16 protein-coding genes are annotated in these 13,622 nt (G+C 66.7%); 7 read left to right on the top strand and 9 right to left on the bottom strand.

Features of this window, described 5'->3' with window-relative positions; genetic code table 11:
• Nucleotides 1-93 precede the first annotated feature (93 nt).
• Both OG883_RS41250 and OG883_RS41255 read left to right on the top strand, forming a co-directional pair.
• Nucleotides 94-453: a hypothetical protein gene (locus OG883_RS41250; protein WP_266552536.1), complete on the top strand. Its 360-nt coding sequence runs from the start codon at nt 94-96 to the stop codon at nt 451-453.
• A gap of 23 nt (nt 454-476) precedes the next feature.
• A complete protein-coding gene (locus OG883_RS41255) occupies nt 477-1,136 on the top strand; it encodes a hypothetical protein (RefSeq protein WP_266552539.1) in 660 nt (219 codons plus the stop codon).
• Between the two features lie 237 nt (nt 1,137-1,373).
• Here OG883_RS41255 and OG883_RS41260 read toward each other — a convergent pair whose 3' ends face one another.
• From OG883_RS41260 to OG883_RS41270, 3 genes are all read right to left on the bottom strand, one after another.
• Complete coding sequence (locus OG883_RS41260) at nt 1,374-1,799, bottom strand: hypothetical protein (protein WP_266552541.1); 426 nt, start codon at nt 1,797-1,799, stop codon at nt 1,374-1,376.
• A gap of 417 nt (nt 1,800-2,216) precedes the next feature.
• Nucleotides 2,217-2,951 (bottom strand): hypothetical protein, encoded by a 735-nt coding sequence (locus tag OG883_RS41265; protein WP_266552544.1) that lies wholly within the window; start codon nt 2,949-2,951, stop codon nt 2,217-2,219.
• A gap of 454 nt (nt 2,952-3,405) precedes the next feature.
• On the bottom strand, nt 3,406-4,188 hold the full coding sequence (locus tag OG883_RS41270; protein WP_266552547.1) for a class I SAM-dependent methyltransferase: 783 nt from the start codon (nt 4,186-4,188) through the stop codon (nt 3,406-3,408).
• A gap of 268 nt (nt 4,189-4,456) precedes the next feature.
• Here OG883_RS41270 and istA point away from each other — a divergent pair, with 268 nt between their 5' ends.
• Together istA and istB are read left to right on the top strand one after the other, a co-directional pair.
• Nucleotides 4,457-6,055, top strand: a complete 1,599-nt coding sequence (gene istA / locus OG883_RS41275) for an IS21 family transposase (RefSeq protein WP_266553279.1) — start codon at nt 4,457-4,459, stop codon at nt 6,053-6,055.
• Nucleotides 6,052-6,801, top strand: coding sequence for an IS21-like element helper ATPase IstB (istB, locus tag OG883_RS41280; RefSeq protein ID WP_266552550.1), 750 nt, complete (start codon nt 6,052-6,054; stop codon nt 6,799-6,801). Before istA ends, istB begins: the two co-directional genes overlap by 4 nt.
• 110 nt (nt 6,802-6,911) lie before the next feature.
• Here the strand turns inward: istB and OG883_RS41285 are convergent, their stop codons facing one another.
• The 4 genes from OG883_RS41285 to OG883_RS41300 all read right to left on the bottom strand — a co-directional run bounded on the left by OG883_RS41285 (nt 6,912) and on the right by OG883_RS41300 (nt 11,872).
• Complete coding sequence (locus OG883_RS41285) at nt 6,912-7,307, bottom strand: DUF6193 family natural product biosynthesis protein (RefSeq protein WP_266552553.1); 396 nt, start codon at nt 7,305-7,307, stop codon at nt 6,912-6,914.
• A 251-nt stretch (nt 7,308-7,558) separates the two neighbouring features.
• Nucleotides 7,559-7,927, bottom strand: a complete 369-nt coding sequence (locus OG883_RS41290) for a hypothetical protein (protein WP_266552556.1) — start codon at nt 7,925-7,927, stop codon at nt 7,559-7,561.
• Nucleotides 7,928-8,226: 299 nt separating this feature from the next.
• Nucleotides 8,227-10,674 carry a site-specific integrase gene (locus OG883_RS41295; protein WP_266552559.1) on the bottom strand — a complete coding sequence of 816 codons (2,448 nt, stop codon included), beginning with the start codon at nt 10,672-10,674 and terminating at the stop codon, nt 8,227-8,229.
• Entirely contained in the window at nt 10,661-11,872 is a 1,212-nt protein-coding gene (locus tag OG883_RS41300) for a tyrosine-type recombinase/integrase (RefSeq protein WP_323181064.1), read from the bottom strand. Before OG883_RS41300 ends, OG883_RS41295 begins: the two co-directional genes overlap by 14 nt.
• On the opposite strand from OG883_RS41300, the gene OG883_RS41305 reads away from it, so the two are divergent.
• The 3 genes from OG883_RS41305 (at nt 11,867) to OG883_RS41315 (ending at nt 12,671) form a co-directional block, all read left to right on the top strand.
• Nucleotides 11,867-11,995 (top strand): hypothetical protein, encoded by a 129-nt coding sequence (locus OG883_RS41305; protein ID WP_266552562.1) that lies wholly within the window; start codon nt 11,867-11,869, stop codon nt 11,993-11,995. The genes OG883_RS41300 and OG883_RS41305 overlap by 6 nt on opposite strands.
• 16 nt (nt 11,996-12,011) lie before the next feature.
• Nucleotides 12,012-12,359: a hypothetical protein gene (locus OG883_RS41310; protein WP_266552565.1), complete on the top strand. Its 348-nt coding sequence runs from the start codon at nt 12,012-12,014 to the stop codon at nt 12,357-12,359.
• A 93-nt stretch (nt 12,360-12,452) separates the two neighbouring features.
• Nucleotides 12,453-12,671 carry a hypothetical protein gene (locus OG883_RS41315; protein WP_266552568.1) on the top strand — a complete coding sequence of 73 codons (219 nt, stop codon included), beginning with the start codon at nt 12,453-12,455 and terminating at the stop codon, nt 12,669-12,671.
• Between the two features lie 236 nt (nt 12,672-12,907).
• Here OG883_RS41315 and OG883_RS41320 read toward each other — a convergent pair whose 3' ends face one another.
• Together OG883_RS41320 and OG883_RS41325 are read right to left on the bottom strand one after the other, a co-directional pair.
• Nucleotides 12,908-13,291 (bottom strand): hypothetical protein, encoded by a 384-nt coding sequence (locus OG883_RS41320; protein ID WP_266552571.1) that lies wholly within the window; start codon nt 13,289-13,291, stop codon nt 12,908-12,910.
• Nucleotides 13,288-13,512 (bottom strand): hypothetical protein, encoded by a 225-nt coding sequence (locus OG883_RS41325; RefSeq protein ID WP_266552574.1) that lies wholly within the window; start codon nt 13,510-13,512, stop codon nt 13,288-13,290. Before OG883_RS41325 ends, OG883_RS41320 begins: the two co-directional genes overlap by 4 nt.
• Nucleotides 13,513-13,622 lie beyond the last annotated feature (110 nt).

The raw sequence follows: 13,622 nt of genomic DNA on the forward strand, positions 1-13,622 counted from the left end.
TCGAACGGCTCGAGCTGGAGCGCATCCGCCTCCCGCTCTTCGACCTCCCCATCGAACGACCCCGCCCCCCGGGCGGAGAAAACGGACCCCGACATGACCGAGCAGCGCCTGCGCGAACTGCACGCCGCCGCCCTTGAAGCCCACACCGACCGCATCACCGACGGTGCCAGCGCGGCCGCCGTCCTGCGCTCACTGCCCCCGCAAGCCGCCGGACCGAACCGGCCCAAGACTGTATGCCTGTGCGGCTCCACCCGCTTCTGGGCCGAGCTCGCCGAGGCCAACCTGCGCGAGACCGCGGCCGGTCACATGGTCCTCGCCCCCGGCTGCGACATGAAGCATCCGCTGCCGAACGCTGGTCAGATGGAGAGGTCCGCACCGGCTACGCAGGCGAGGTGGCCAGCCGGTCATGACCCTCCCTCTTCAGGCTTGTTGGCGCGTGAATGCTCGGCGTAATCAGGAGGCGATATGGGCGGGGGATGCGGAACACTTCCCAGGTGATCGTGATGCAGCCCGTCCTGGAGATCTACCCCCCTGGTGGCTTTGCCCTCTGGCCCGTCGCCGAGATCGAGTCGTTCAGCTACCTGCCACTCAGCGGTGAGCTCGCCCCCGCCGAGGTCGGGACAGCGGTGATGCGCATCGCCGGTTGCAACGACATCGACCCTGAACATGACGACCGGCCGCCTCGGCCCGCCGACCCGCTCGGGTCCTTCCTGCACGGACTGCTGACCTTCGACAACCTCTTCGCTGCCGGTGGCATGCGGGTCACGGACAGCGCCACCGGCATCACCTTCCTACCCGGCTGCTGCAATGGGCTGGAGGACTGGCGTGACTGGCGCGAGGTCGTCGCCGGTAGCGGCCGAGCCTCCTTCGGCCACGACCCCGATCCATTCGCCGAGCGCCTCGCCGACACCGTCCGGTTGACCGTCGACGCCGAGCAGAGCGACAGTCCGGTGATCGAGCTGTCCGTCACCGAGCTCCGCCACCTGCTCGACGGCGCCGAGCATGACCTGACCAACTTCCTTGCAGTGGCCGCTGACTGGGCGTCTCAGTACCTGCCCGACCAGTTCACCGCTGTCACCACCGCCCTCGCGCGCGTCCTCGCCCTGCCCGCGTCGGCCGTACCGTCAAAACCGTAGGTTGACGGCCCTGCTCTGCCGATCAACTGATGGCCGTGACCCGGGCATAGTCGTCGTGTACGACGTAGTAAGCATGTTCGCGTACCGTGCTGGGCATTTCGCCGAGTACGCCGACACACGCTCTCGGGACCGGCGGCAAAGCACTTCGTGGTGGGCGATGAACGCCGGCAGTCCGTCCTCAGCCATCACCATCCTCAACTCCTCCACGCAGTCCCCACTGATCAAGGCCCGAGTAGATCAACGCAGTGCGGCCTTTGGGAAAGGCGGACTCTCGGCCTCTCCTGAATAGATCGCCACCAACGAGTCAGTTCCTCGCCACCAGGCGTCCGCCAGCCCCATCACCTCTCGTACCGGCTTGAAGGCGTCCAGCGCGATGCCGTCGACGGCGTCGCCGGTGATCTTGGTTTGCTTCGCCCACATGGACGCGTGGTGGGTGAGTGCGAGCGCCTCCACCCATCCCTCAACGGTCTTATGCAGAGGTGTCCATTGACCCGCATGGATGCCGAACTCACCAGCAGGTCCGATCACGAAAAAACTGGGGACCGCTGTCCGCTGCATCCCTGCCTCGAACCACCATCCATCGGTGGATGAGCCTTCCGGCGAGTCAGGATCGAGGTACTTGGGACCTCCGTCGTACTGCGACGAGGGTGGCAAGAGCAGCACCCCATCGCTCCTGATACTCCGCCATCCGGTCGATCACCGCCGCCGGGATCCCCCGCTCAAGCCACCACTGCCGGTGTTGCTCGACTGGCTTGGTGTCGACCTTGACGCCGTGTGCGCTGACAAAGGACCGGGCCCTTCGAGTCAGCCCGTCGGGTACATCGTTGATGAGGTGAAGGTTCACCAGGCGGACGGTACCCGGTGCAGCTGGGCGAGAGCGTGCCGGAGGAGGGCGCCTCTACCCCAGGCAGTCAGTCGTGACCCCAGTGGGGCTGATCTATGAGCTCCCTATTCCGCACGCCTCAACTTGCCGATAAGCGCGTCCGCCGCTGAGCGCTGGTCGGCAGGGGGCCCCCGTCCCAACCGCCTACGCAGCAGAGATAGACCGCCGATCATGACCTGCGCGCTTCTCTACGGCTATCAGGCTTCGATACGAAGCCAGGTGTTGCCGGCGCGAAGCCACAGAAAGCCGTCACGCCCCTGACCACAGCGCATGACCACCCGGCCGGGAACTCGTATCTTGCGCTGGTCGGTCACGCTCCATGTAGCGTCGACCAGCTCGGCGCGAACCACTTCGGTTGCTCGCTGGTTGTGGTCGCGCTTGGTCAGGACTGCTCGATTGCCGCGTACGGCGAATCCGTCCGGGTCACGTACGGGGCTGGGCCAGCTGGTTACCTCACCCGTGGAGGGGGTGATCCGCGTCAGGAACGTGCCTCCGCGTCGGCTGCCGGAGTACCAGACCAGCCACACCCGGTCGCCCTCGGTGGCGGCGGTGCAGCCCTCCAAGGGCGCGTCAGGAAGGCGGCCATCCGGGGCCCATATCGCCTGACCTTCGGTACTCCAGCCGGCAAGCCCGGCTGCCGACTCCGGATGTCCTCCGTAGATGCCTTCATCACCATGGGCCGTCCAGATCGATCCGCCGCAATCGGTCACCAACGCTGGGATGTCGTCGCCGATACAGAAGGTGCCCTCCTGCTCGCCGTTTTCCAGAGAGAACACGACGGCGTTCGGCTTCCACGAGCCCGTGTCCTCCTTGCGCGCGCGACTGCTTGCTATGAGGAGCCGAGAGTCAGGGAGAAGGGCGATGTGACTGGGCCGGACCTGTACATCCTTGATCATTCGGCGTTGAACTGCACCGTCAGCCTGGCGGATCACCAGAGTTCCATCGAATGGAAACTTCGGGCCCCATCCCACCCAGCCCTTGGTGTAGCGGCTTCGGCGTAGGTACTTCCGATGGACGAGAAGAACAGCAAGTTCTCCTGTCGGGCCAACGGTCCACCAGAGAGGGCGTTGCCCTGCCCAGAGATCCGTAGGGGGCGGGCTCCACACCTTCTGCACTTCACCGACTGCCGGCACCGTATCCCCCGCTCTGAACTGCAGCACCTGAACGTGTGTGCTGGTGAGACGAGTGTATTGATGCTAGATCGAGCCGCCGCGTGTGCCGATTCACTGCCCTGTTCAGCACTGAGCGCCGCTTCTGTGAGCGGTCACGAAATTCCCCATGTCAGACCGCTTGAGCGTCACGTAATTCCCCACCCTCGCGGTCTCGGTCCCCATGGGGGTGGTAGCGAGCGGTAGCCTGGCGAATGCTCCCGACCGAGCATCCGTGTTAACTCCTCCGGGCCTCGATGAGGAAGCGCTGCGCGTAGGCCACGAAGGGGCCGTGGCGCTCGATGAAGTCGTGGAGCTCTGCCAGACGGTCGCGGTACTTGTTCACCGTGAAGCCCGGGACGATCCAGATGACCTTGCGGAGGAAGTGGACCACCGCCGCAATGTCGTGGAACTCCATCCGGAGCGCTTCCTGGCGCACGGCCACAACATCCAGACCCGCCGCTTCCGCGCCAGCCGCGGCCTCCATCGGGCTCGCGCCTGCTGCGGTCGCCAGCGGAGGGAGAGACCAGTCGGCCGCAGCCCGCTGCGGCCCCATCATGAAGTCGGTCAGTTCACGCACGCTGCCCGAGCCCACCTGCTGGGAAAGGTACGTGCCGTTGGGGCACAGGACCCGGCGGACCTCGTCCCAGCGGGTTACCACCGGATGACGGCTGACCACCAGGTCGAAGTGATCCGATGGAAACGGCAGGTCAGCCGTATCGCCAGCCTCAACAACGGTGCCGTTGAACCTGGCCAGGTTACGCCGGGCGATCTCCAAGTTCGGCCGCCATGACTCCGTTGCCGTCAGGACCGGCGGCGCAACTGGGACCGAGGCCAGAACCTCGCCCCCGCCGGTTTGGATGTCAAGCGCTGCCTCGGCCTTCGCCATCCGATCCGCGAGGAGTTTCGCATAACCCCAGGACGGACGCTGTTCGGTCGCGCGACCGGCGAACCAGGAGAAGTCCCAGCCCTCCGTCGGGACGGCTTCACCTTCGGCGACAAGATCTTCGAACCTGGACATGAGGCGAGAATGGCAGACGGCGAAGACGCCCGCACCAGGATTACGACGGCGCCGGCGGCAGCACGGCCACACTATGAACGGTCACGATTTTCCCTATCCAGGGTGGTTTGAGCATCACTTGATTTCTCATCCAGATTTCTCCTAATTGGCCATGGGTACGGAGGCGTTCGGGATCGAGGGACCTGGTCATCGCGGCGACGGTGGTGGGCCTCTGGACCTGCTGGTCGGACAGCCGATGGACACGCCGATGGCAAGGAGAACGCTGGTCGTGGTCGACATCACCGAGATCTACGTCCACTGGTACGCGGGCCGCTCGAAGAGCGATCTGGCCAGGTCGCTGGGGGTGGACCGCAAGACGGTCAGGAAGTACCTGGCGCCGGCGGAGGCGTCGGGGATTGCGCCGGGCGGGCCGCCGATGAGCGAGGCGGATTGGGGGAAGCTGATCAAGGGGTGGTTCCCGGAGCTGGCCGACCGGCGGCTGCGGCAGCTGACCTGGCCGGAGATCGACCTGCACCGCGACTTCATCGAGAGTCTGCTGGGGAAGGTGACCGTCTCGACGATCCACCAGCGGCTGAGGGACGAGCACAAGCTTGAGGTCTCCCAGTCCTCCCTCCGCCGCTGGATCCGCGACACGCTGCCCGACGAGGTGAAGAAGTCGCAGGTCACGGTCCTGCGGGACGAAGTAGAGCCGGGCTCGGAGGCCCAGATCGACTATGGCTTCCTGGGGCAGTGGATCAATCCGAGGACGGGCAAGCGGCACCGGATCTGGGCGTTCGTGATGGTGCTGCCCGCTTCACGGCACATGTTCATGCGGCCTGTGGTGCATCTCGATCAGCACGCCTGGACCGAGGCCCACGTCGCTGCGTTCGAGTACTTCGGCGGCATCCCCCGCCGACTGGTGCCCGACAACCTCAAGACTGGGGTCGACAAGCCCGATCTCTACGATCCGAAAATCAACAAGGCGTATGCCGAACTCGCCACCCACTACGGGGCGTTGGTAGATCCAGCTCGCGCTTTGAAGCCAAAAGACAAGCCCAGAGTGGAGCGGCCTATGCCCTATATCAGGGACTCGTTCTGGCGCGGGCGGGAGTTCGTCTCGCTCGAACAGATGCAGAAGGAGGCGGTCATCTGGAGCCGCGACGTCGCCGGGCGCCGTGACTGCCGGCCGCTGGACGGGGCGGCACCGGCGGCCGTCTTCGCGGCGGTGGAGGCCGAGACACTGCTGCCGCTGCCGCACACGGCATTCGTTCTGGCCCGCTGGTCGACGGCGACGGTCGGCCCGGACATCCACATCAAGGTCGGCCGCACCCTTTACTCGGTGCCCTGGAAACTGATCGGCCGCCGAGTCGACGTCCGTTCCACCGCGACAATGGTCCAGGTCTTCCTCGACGGTGAACTGGTCAAGACTCACGCGGCACTTGAGCAGGGAAAACGCACCGACCGGGGCGACTACCCACCGGAGAAGATCGCCTTCCAGATGCGGACGCCGGTCTGGTGCCGCACCCAGGCATCGGAGGTCGGGGACGCCTGCCGCACGGTCATCGACCTGCTGCTGGAGATCAACGCGCTCTACCGGCTCCGCGCCGCCCAGGGGATTCTCGGACTGCGTAAGAAGTACGGCGAGACGCGGCTCGAAGCGGCCTGCGCGAAGGCGATCGCGGTCGGCGACCCTTCCTATCGCACCATCAAGGGCATCCTGGTCGCCGGCACCGAGACCGACCCCGAGCCCGAGACCAGCGGCGATGCCGGAGCGGCCGCCTTCCTCCACGGACCCCAGCAACTGTTCGCGACCGTCGCACACACCGGGAACGCGGACGGCGATCTCGACGACCAGGGTCACCACGACGCCGAGGAGGTCCGACGATGAACGTGATGGACACCGCCCTGCGCGAATCGCTGAAGGCCCTGCGGCTCTCGGGAATGCTGGAAACCCTCGACGCTCGCCTGGCCCAGGCCCACGGCGGAGAACTCGGCCACCTGGACTTCCTCCAGATTCTCTGCCAGGACGAGATCACCCGCCGGGAGACCGTCTCCTTCCAACGCCGCCTGCACCGGGCGAGGTTCGAGCAGCAGGCCACCTTGGAAGAGTTCGACTTCGCCGCCTCCTCCAAGCTCCCCGCCGCCCAGATCCGAGACCTCGGAGCCCTGCGATGGCTCCACGCTGGGGAGTCGGTCATTTTGTTCGGCCCGGTCGGGGTCGGGAAGACACACATCGCCCAGGCCCTGGGCCATCTCGCCATCCGCCAGGGCGCCAACGTCCGTTTCGCCAAGACCAGCCGCATCCTCGCGGACCTGGCCGGCGGCCACGCGGACCGCACCTGGACCAAACGGATCCGCGAGTTGGTACGGCCCGACGTCCTCATCCTCGACGACTTCGCCATGCGACAACTCACCGCGGCCCAGGCCGACGACCTCTACGAGCTGGTCAGCGAACGACAGGGCCGTTCACTGATCATCACGAGCAACCGGGCGCCCAGCGACTGGTATCCGCTCTTCCCCAACCCCGTCGTCGCCGAGTCGCTCCTGGACCGGCTCATCAACACCAGCCATCAGGTCATCATGAACGGCCCCAGCTTCCGGCCGAACAAGCGCCCCAAGAAGTCCTCGGACTGACCCCGAATCATGCGAAGGGCTGGGGAATAACGTGACCCCAGCCCTGGGGAATAACGTGACCGTTCACAGCTTCGGGTGGCTACGCACGGAGGCGGGCGCTGCACTGGGTCCTACCGCTGCCTGCGCTCATGCTCGGCGAGTTCCTCAGGTGTGCCGTTGAACGCGGGGCCGCAGTTGGACGGCAGCCGCTCAACGACCATCGCAACTGCCTCCTGTGCTGTGTCAGCCCTACCGATCTTCTGTGTCCGAGAGGGTCCCTCGACGTAGTACGGCCCGGTGTGGTCCGGGCCGGCCGCCGTTGGGCCGATGTACGGCACATCCCACGTCCAACGGTGCTCTGTACAGCGACTGAAGTGCAGCTCCCACATTCCGATCCAGGGGAAGAGCTGCCGTAGCCGTGGCTCGGCGTATGCCGCCGCGACCAGCTCCGCGCTCACTTGGTTGGAACCGAGTAGCTCCTGCCATGCCGCTTCCGCCGTGTCTGTGCCCGGGGCGTTCGTCGTCATGTTCGGATTCTCCACGGCTGCCCAGTCTGCTGGCTGTGGTGGGGTCATGAGCCCTATTCCGCAGCGTCGAATATCCGAACCCTGCCGATACTCGCCAAGGTCACCGGCAAGGCAGAGTTCTACCGTCTCGGAACCGACACCGTGCACACCACCACCAGCACTGAAGGCATCACCGGCAAGCACATCGGTACCGGCGCCTACGCGCTCGACCTTCTCTGCACTAACTCGGGCGGCGCGACCGCATGATTCCGTCAGCTATCGACTGTGCCATGTGGTATTGCCACGAGGCCCAATTCCTTACGGGTCGCAACGAGGAATGCGTTCTGGGCCGACCACAGCCTCTCGAAAGCCTCGGGGGGAAGAGTCGCCTCGGAGCATGTCGCTCGTGCGGCGGCGATCTGCCGAACGCTCCTGACGACGTCCCCCGCGGCGTTCAGCGCGTCGGGGGACTCCGACACGAGACGAACAGCCGTGGAGGCTCCCTCAAGCCCTTCCTTGTAGGGGCGCCCTTCCTGGTCGAAGTAGGGCATCAGTTCGCCCGGAATCCGCGGATGCGGGACAGCAATGATGTTGGCGGTCGGCTCAAGTGCGAACGCCACGTACTGACGGTAGGCGGCCACGAAGTCTTTGTAGGCAGCCAGACGAATGTCCCTCCACTGACGTGCGTGGTCACGCTGCCACAAACGGTCCTGGTTGCGTATGGACAACCACCCGCCCAGAACCGCACCAAGCAGCGCAACTACCCCCGTGATCACAGTACTCACAACGTTCACATGTTCCCCCCGGCCTCGGTGGAGCCTGCCCAGTTTCCAGCAGGGCGTGGTCACGAGCGAGGGTGCGGAACCATCGGAAGTCCGACACATCGCCGCCAAGTCGAGCCGATCACCGAGTCGGTGCAGTCAATTAACCGCTCTCTTGATCACCCGTCTGTGAGCGGGGGCCTTTGATGAGGAAGTCCCAGGTCAACGGTCCCACTGCGCTGGAAGCGCTGTGCCTGTCCGCGTTTGCCGCGCAGGAAGGTGAGGGTCAAGTCGATGCCTTCGATCTCACCCTGCCAGTCCTCGGTGACTGCCCGCTTGCGGCGCTCGACCAGGTCCTGCTCCAGTTCGTCCAGACGCGGCAGCATCTTGGGGTTGATGCTCAGCATCGGGCAGCGAATGCAGGCGTGCTCGTGCGCGCAAGAGGTCCCGTAGGGCCTGCCGCAGGAACCCAACTCGACCCGACGCTTGTCGAAGTGCTGCTGGAAGTCGCTCCATTCCTCAGTGCTGGGGTCGCGGTACTCGTCCTTGGGCCGCTCGGCTCGGCGCCGGGCGAGGAACTGCTGGTACTGGCTGATCACATCCTCGTCGAACACGGCGACGTAGCCGCGGGTGGTTCGGATGTCGAGATGCCCGAGCAGAGCGGCGCCGATGTGGATGGGCAGGCCGTTGTTCACGAGCTCGGTGGCGAACAGCCTTCGGAAGTCGTGGGGAGCGAACTTCACGCCCTGGAACTGCGGGTGCGTCACCGCGAGGGCGTCGCAGGACCGTTTGATCATGCGCCAGATAGTCGTAGTGGACATGCCCCGCTGGGTGCCGCCGTGGAAGGTCTGGAACAGATAGGGCAGTTCTTCGCTCCAGACCCTTTCGTGCAGGTCGTAGCGAGTGCAGACCGGGACGGTGCCGTGCTGGTCACGGTGGCGCCGGATGATCTGCGCGATGACGTGGAACAGCTCGGCCGACATGGGGATGACCCGCTCCCGATCGCTCTTGGATGGGGAGACGACCAGCAGGGCCACGACTTCGCCGCTGGACCGCTGGTATTGCCGGACGCTGAGGTGGGTCAGCTCGGTCAGCTCCTCGGCCCGCAGCCCGGCCAGCCGCAGGGTCTCAACGACGGCCCACTGCCAGAAGACGGTGTTCTCGTCCCTGGAGAGGTGAACCAGCTCGCCGGTGGAGCGGTTGACCGCACGGACCGGCGGCCGGTTGTGCCGCTGGTCCTTGGTGGAAACCCGCAGCCAGGTCGTGCCGTCCGCGACGAATTCCTCACCGTTTTCGACCTGCTGGGCGGCTTCAAGCAGACTCCGCAGGCGGTGCCAGGTGTCATTGACGTGCTGGGACAGGACCGGCAGGAGCGGCTGCCGGTCGCGGGTGCGGTTGGCCATACGTTCTTGCAGCCGGCGCCGTCGCAGGTGGAACCAGCGCAGGTCAGCGTCACGGACCGGGCAGGGTGCGACCCACTTCGTCCAGCGTTCCGGTTCGGCGACGGCCCAGGTGTGAAGGTCCAGATAGAGGGCGCGGACGGCCATCAGCGGTCCGTCGACGTCCAGCCGTGGGTTGCCGCCTGGCAGGACCAGCAACCATTCCTTCCACTGCGTGAAGGTCTCCTCCGAAAGCCGGAGGTCGGTCTGGTCCGGGTTGATCTCCTCGATCTGCTTCCAGAACACCTTGATCAGCAGGTTGGTCAGCTGTCGCAGGGTGGAGTAGTCCAGTCCGGCGGAGCGTCGGCGGATGTACTCGACCAGGACGTCACGGACCTCGCGGTTGCGCAGGTTGTGGCGGTCGACGGATTCCTCGACGGAGATCTGCCCGCGGGTCACTGCGGCCCGGAAGGTGCGGGGTGCGGAGGCCGGGAACTGCCCCATCTCGTGAAGGATCGGCCAGGCCAGGGTTCCCGCGTAGCTGCCCGAGTCCGCCCGCTCACCGGCCAGGCCACGGTTTCGGGACTCGATGGCGTAGTGCAGCAAGGCTTCTGGCGTCAGGTCCTTCAGGTCGATGCCGAAGACGGTCAGCGCGCAACAGACGTCGAACTTTGTTCTGGTGCGGCGGGCCTGGGCCATCGGCAGCTGGTCCGCCCGCGCGCAGAATTCCTCCAGCCACGGGTCGTTCGCGACTCCGCAGAACCACGGTGCGTAGTGGAAGAAGCGGTTGCAGCGGAAGCCCACCAGGGTGGGGCGGACCAGCCGCATGGCGAAGGCGTATCCGGTCGCCCGGTTCAGCCGGTTGCGCAGGTACTTGTCGTCGCCGGCCACGTCCCCAACAGGATTGCCCTGGTCGTGCCCGGACGCTTCCCACCACTCCTGCCAGGTCGCTCCCGGAAACGTGCCCAGGTGGCCGAGGAAGTCCCGCATGGCACCACGCTGTTTGAACTTCAGCTGTTCGGACTGCGAGAAGTGGTCGGCGGTGGCCTTGATGATCTCCTTCGGCGACGCGGTGCTGAAGTCGCCCAGGGAGCGGGGCGGCCGGATCGGGAGCGGGGGCGGCGCCGGGGTGAGCGCGGTCGGCGCGAAGTTGCCGACCGGGACCGTGCTGTCGTTCTCGTGACGGTGGACCCGGTTGGTCGTCGGGCCCTTCAGCCGCAGGCTGTTGCCGACCTTACTTCCCGGCACCGAACACCGCCTCGATGTCGTCCGCGGCGTACTGAGTGGGCCAGGACGTGGGCTGAACGGGCCGGGAGTAGTGGGCGGCGAGCTTGTCGACCAGGTCGTCCAGGCCGACGACCGTGTAGAGCTCGGTGGTGCTGATATGCGCGTGCCGCAAGATCGTCTGTACTTCCACCAGTGTCAGCTCCGGGTCGCGGGCCATCCGTGTGGCGGCGGTGTGCCGCAGGTCGTGCAGGGTCCAGTTCGAATCGAGCTTCTCGACCGCCCGCTGAATGATCCGGCGGGCAGCCCAGTAGGTCAGGGGCCGGGGCTCGCCCCGGCGGGTTCGCCAGACCGGGACTCCGTCCGGTGGCAGGCCGGTCTCGTCCAGGTAGGTGGCGAGGTAGGCCAGGGCCTCCGGGGAGGCCGGGACCGGCTGACGGGCCCGAGTGCCCTTGGTGATCACCCAGAGCTGGCCCTTGGTCCAGTCGATGTCTCCGAGTTCGATGCCGAGCAGTTCCGAGGCGCGGGCGCCGGAGGAGACGTAGCAGGACATCAGGGCCCGGTCCCGGGCGCATCCCATCTGCGCGAAGAGCTCTTCCCACTGCTGATCGGACATGGCCCGCGGCTGCCGGACGGTCATCTTCGGCCTCAGCCGGCCCCGCCGATGCTGAGCCCGGGATTCCAGCGGCGAACGGTGGGCCAGCGCGGCCCGGCGGGCCCGGTTCTCCGGGACGGGGTTGAGCACCGGGCCGCGGCCGAAGTGCATGTGGAAGGAGTAGAAGCCGTGGACCACGGTCAGGTTGTGGGCGATCGTCGCGGGCGAGTATCCGGCCCGCAGCCTGGGCTTTCCGGTCTTCGGGTTCACCGATCCGGCCTGGGGACTGCCGGGGCGCCGCTGCCGCTGGGGATTACGGGCGTGGCGGAGCCAGCCCACCAAGGCGACGGCTTCCGCCTCGGTGACCTGTTCCCATCCCACGTCCAGGGCCCACAGGACCCGGAACCACCGCAGCAGGTCGTACGCATAGCTCCGGCAGGTCTCGGGACTGGCGTCGCCCAGCATCCGGTCCCGCAGGTACCGGCTGGCCGGCTCGACCTCGCGGTCGGCGGCATCCACCACGAACCACGGCAGCGACGGCGCTGTACCCGGCACCACCGCCCCCACCCGGGGCAGCCGTACCCGCCCGTCAATCAGATCGCGATGAAGCGAAGGAGTCTCGTGCATCCCCAAATGCTCACCATTCACGGCCCTCGGGGCGAGCAGATCACCGAGTTAGTGCAGTTAACAGACCAGAGTTTCCACGCCCTGTTCCTGTTCTTCGCCGCCCTGATCATCGCCACCGTCTGACAGAAGGGGACCCGCCATGAATGCCGGGGCGTCGAAGGAACTCGCGACGACCGCCCACGTCACCGCGATCGAGACCACCGCCGACCGTGCGGGCGTCACCGGTGAACTCGCCTTCCTCGCCCCGGCAGCGTCCGCCGCGCTGCGCCTGCTCGCCGACGCCATCCAGCGCGGCACCGACCACGACTTCGTCGTCCAGGCTCTGAAGGACGCAGGCGTTCACGAAGCGTTCGCCGATGTTCTGGACGCCGCCTCGACAGCCGTCATGAACGGCGTGGACGACCCGTACGACTTCGACGAGCGCCTGGAGGCCGACAACCTCAGCGGCGCGGCATCCCAGGTCCGCGACGCCTTCCGTTGGCTGTAACCGACATCGCTCCGCGAGAAAGGAGAGCCCCCATGGCGCATCGTCTGCCCCCCAGGCGACTGGCCGCCCCTCCGCGCCGCAGCCGCTCACCCGATGGGCAACATCACCCCGCGCATCGAGATAGCTCCCGGGGTGAAGGCCTGGCTGACGGCCGCAGACGAGATCGCCCTCGAAGAGCTCGGCCTCGGCCACTCGATCGACGACTGCGGCCACGTCCAGGGCAGCGCCGACCCCAACGGCGAACACCGCACGCACCCGCACCTCTTCCGCATCACCACTAACGGCCGCCAGGCCGTCGCGGACGCCACCTGACACGCAATGCGCTCCACGGCCGCCCAACTGCAGCCTGGTGACCAATGCGACCCTGGACGGTGCTGCCCGGCGCGCGCCCGACCTCAAAGCCGGCCCGCCGGGCAGCACCAGCTGTCTGTTCCGGCTGAATCTGCCGAGGGGAGAGGGCCAGGTGGAGGCATCCGGCGAGGCGGCACACCTGGCCGGGGTGACTCGCTCGCCGGGGTCTGGCCGCGGACCGGGCTGCGTCCGGCCGGTCAGCGGGCCCAGGCGCGCAACTGGGCGGCTACCTCGCGCAGGGCGAGGGTGCCGTTTCGAAGGCCTGTAACCAGTTGGGCCATGCCCCCGGCCGGCGGTTTGACCGGCTCACCGGACTCACGCAGGTAGCGGATGGCAAGAGCGCTGCCGACAAGACCGTTGTAGTCGGTCAGCGGCGTCGTAGCCACGAACATCTGCAGCAGGACCGCGGCGCGGACCGGGGTTTCGACGTAGAAGGGTTCGCCGGCGTGCAGCTCGTACGCGTGCCGGTACACGGCAGCGGCGAGAGCGGCCCAGTCGTCGATGCCGACTTCCCGCCCGGTGTTCTCCTCGAACTGCTGGAGCGATTCCTCGATCCAGCGGGCATCCACACGGAGAATCAACGCTTACCCGCCTCGAAGGTCTCCTCGAACTCACCCAGCAGGTCCGTCATGTCATCGACCAGTCCGGACACGAAGGCGTCGCGCTGCGGGTCGACCTCGCTCTCGACGATGCCGGAGACGTACGCCTGGATGGTGACGCCGCGGTGCCTGGCCCGCGCGGTGAGGAGCTCGTGCGTGCGGGCCCCGACCCGGACGTTCAACTGCTTCTTCTCGGTCTCCATACCCGCAGCCTAGCAATTGCTAGCACATTGTGGGAGGGGTTCGTATGCCCCTGGGGCCCCAGGATCACGTCGATCACCTCGCGTCCTCGATGCGTTTGGCGCGGGCGCGC

Source organism: Streptomyces sp. NBC_01142, from assembly GCF_026341125.1.
Classification (GTDB): Bacteria; Actinomycetota; Actinomycetes; order Streptomycetales; family Streptomycetaceae; genus Streptomyces.

Bases quoted from the DNA above. Each gene is read 5' to 3' on its own strand.
- OG883_RS41300 (WP_323181064.1), bottom strand. From the start codon at position 11,872: ATGCACGAGACTCCTTCGCTTCATCGCGATCTGATTGACGGGCGGGTA.
- OG883_RS41270 (WP_266552547.1), bottom strand. From the start codon at position 4,188: ATGTCCAGGTTCGAAGATCTTGTCGCCGAAGGTGAAGCCGTCCCGACG.
- OG883_RS41250 (WP_266552536.1), top strand. From the start codon at position 94: ATGACCGAGCAGCGCCTGCGCGAACTGCACGCCGCCGCCCTTGAAGCC.
- OG883_RS41325 (WP_266552574.1), bottom strand. From the start codon at position 13,512: ATGGAGACCGAGAAGAAGCAGTTGAACGTCCGGGTCGGGGCCCGCACG.
- OG883_RS41285 (WP_266552553.1), bottom strand. From the start codon at position 7,307: ATGACGACGAACGCCCCGGGCACAGACACGGCGGAAGCGGCATGGCAG.
- OG883_RS41255 (WP_266552539.1), top strand. From the start codon at position 477: ATGCGGAACACTTCCCAGGTGATCGTGATGCAGCCCGTCCTGGAGATC.
- OG883_RS41310 (WP_266552565.1), top strand. From the start codon at position 12,012: ATGAATGCCGGGGCGTCGAAGGAACTCGCGACGACCGCCCACGTCACC.
- istB (WP_266552550.1), top strand. From the start codon at position 6,052: ATGAACGTGATGGACACCGCCCTGCGCGAATCGCTGAAGGCCCTGCGG.
- OG883_RS41315 (WP_266552568.1), top strand. From the start codon at position 12,453: ATGGGCAACATCACCCCGCGCATCGAGATAGCTCCCGGGGTGAAGGCC.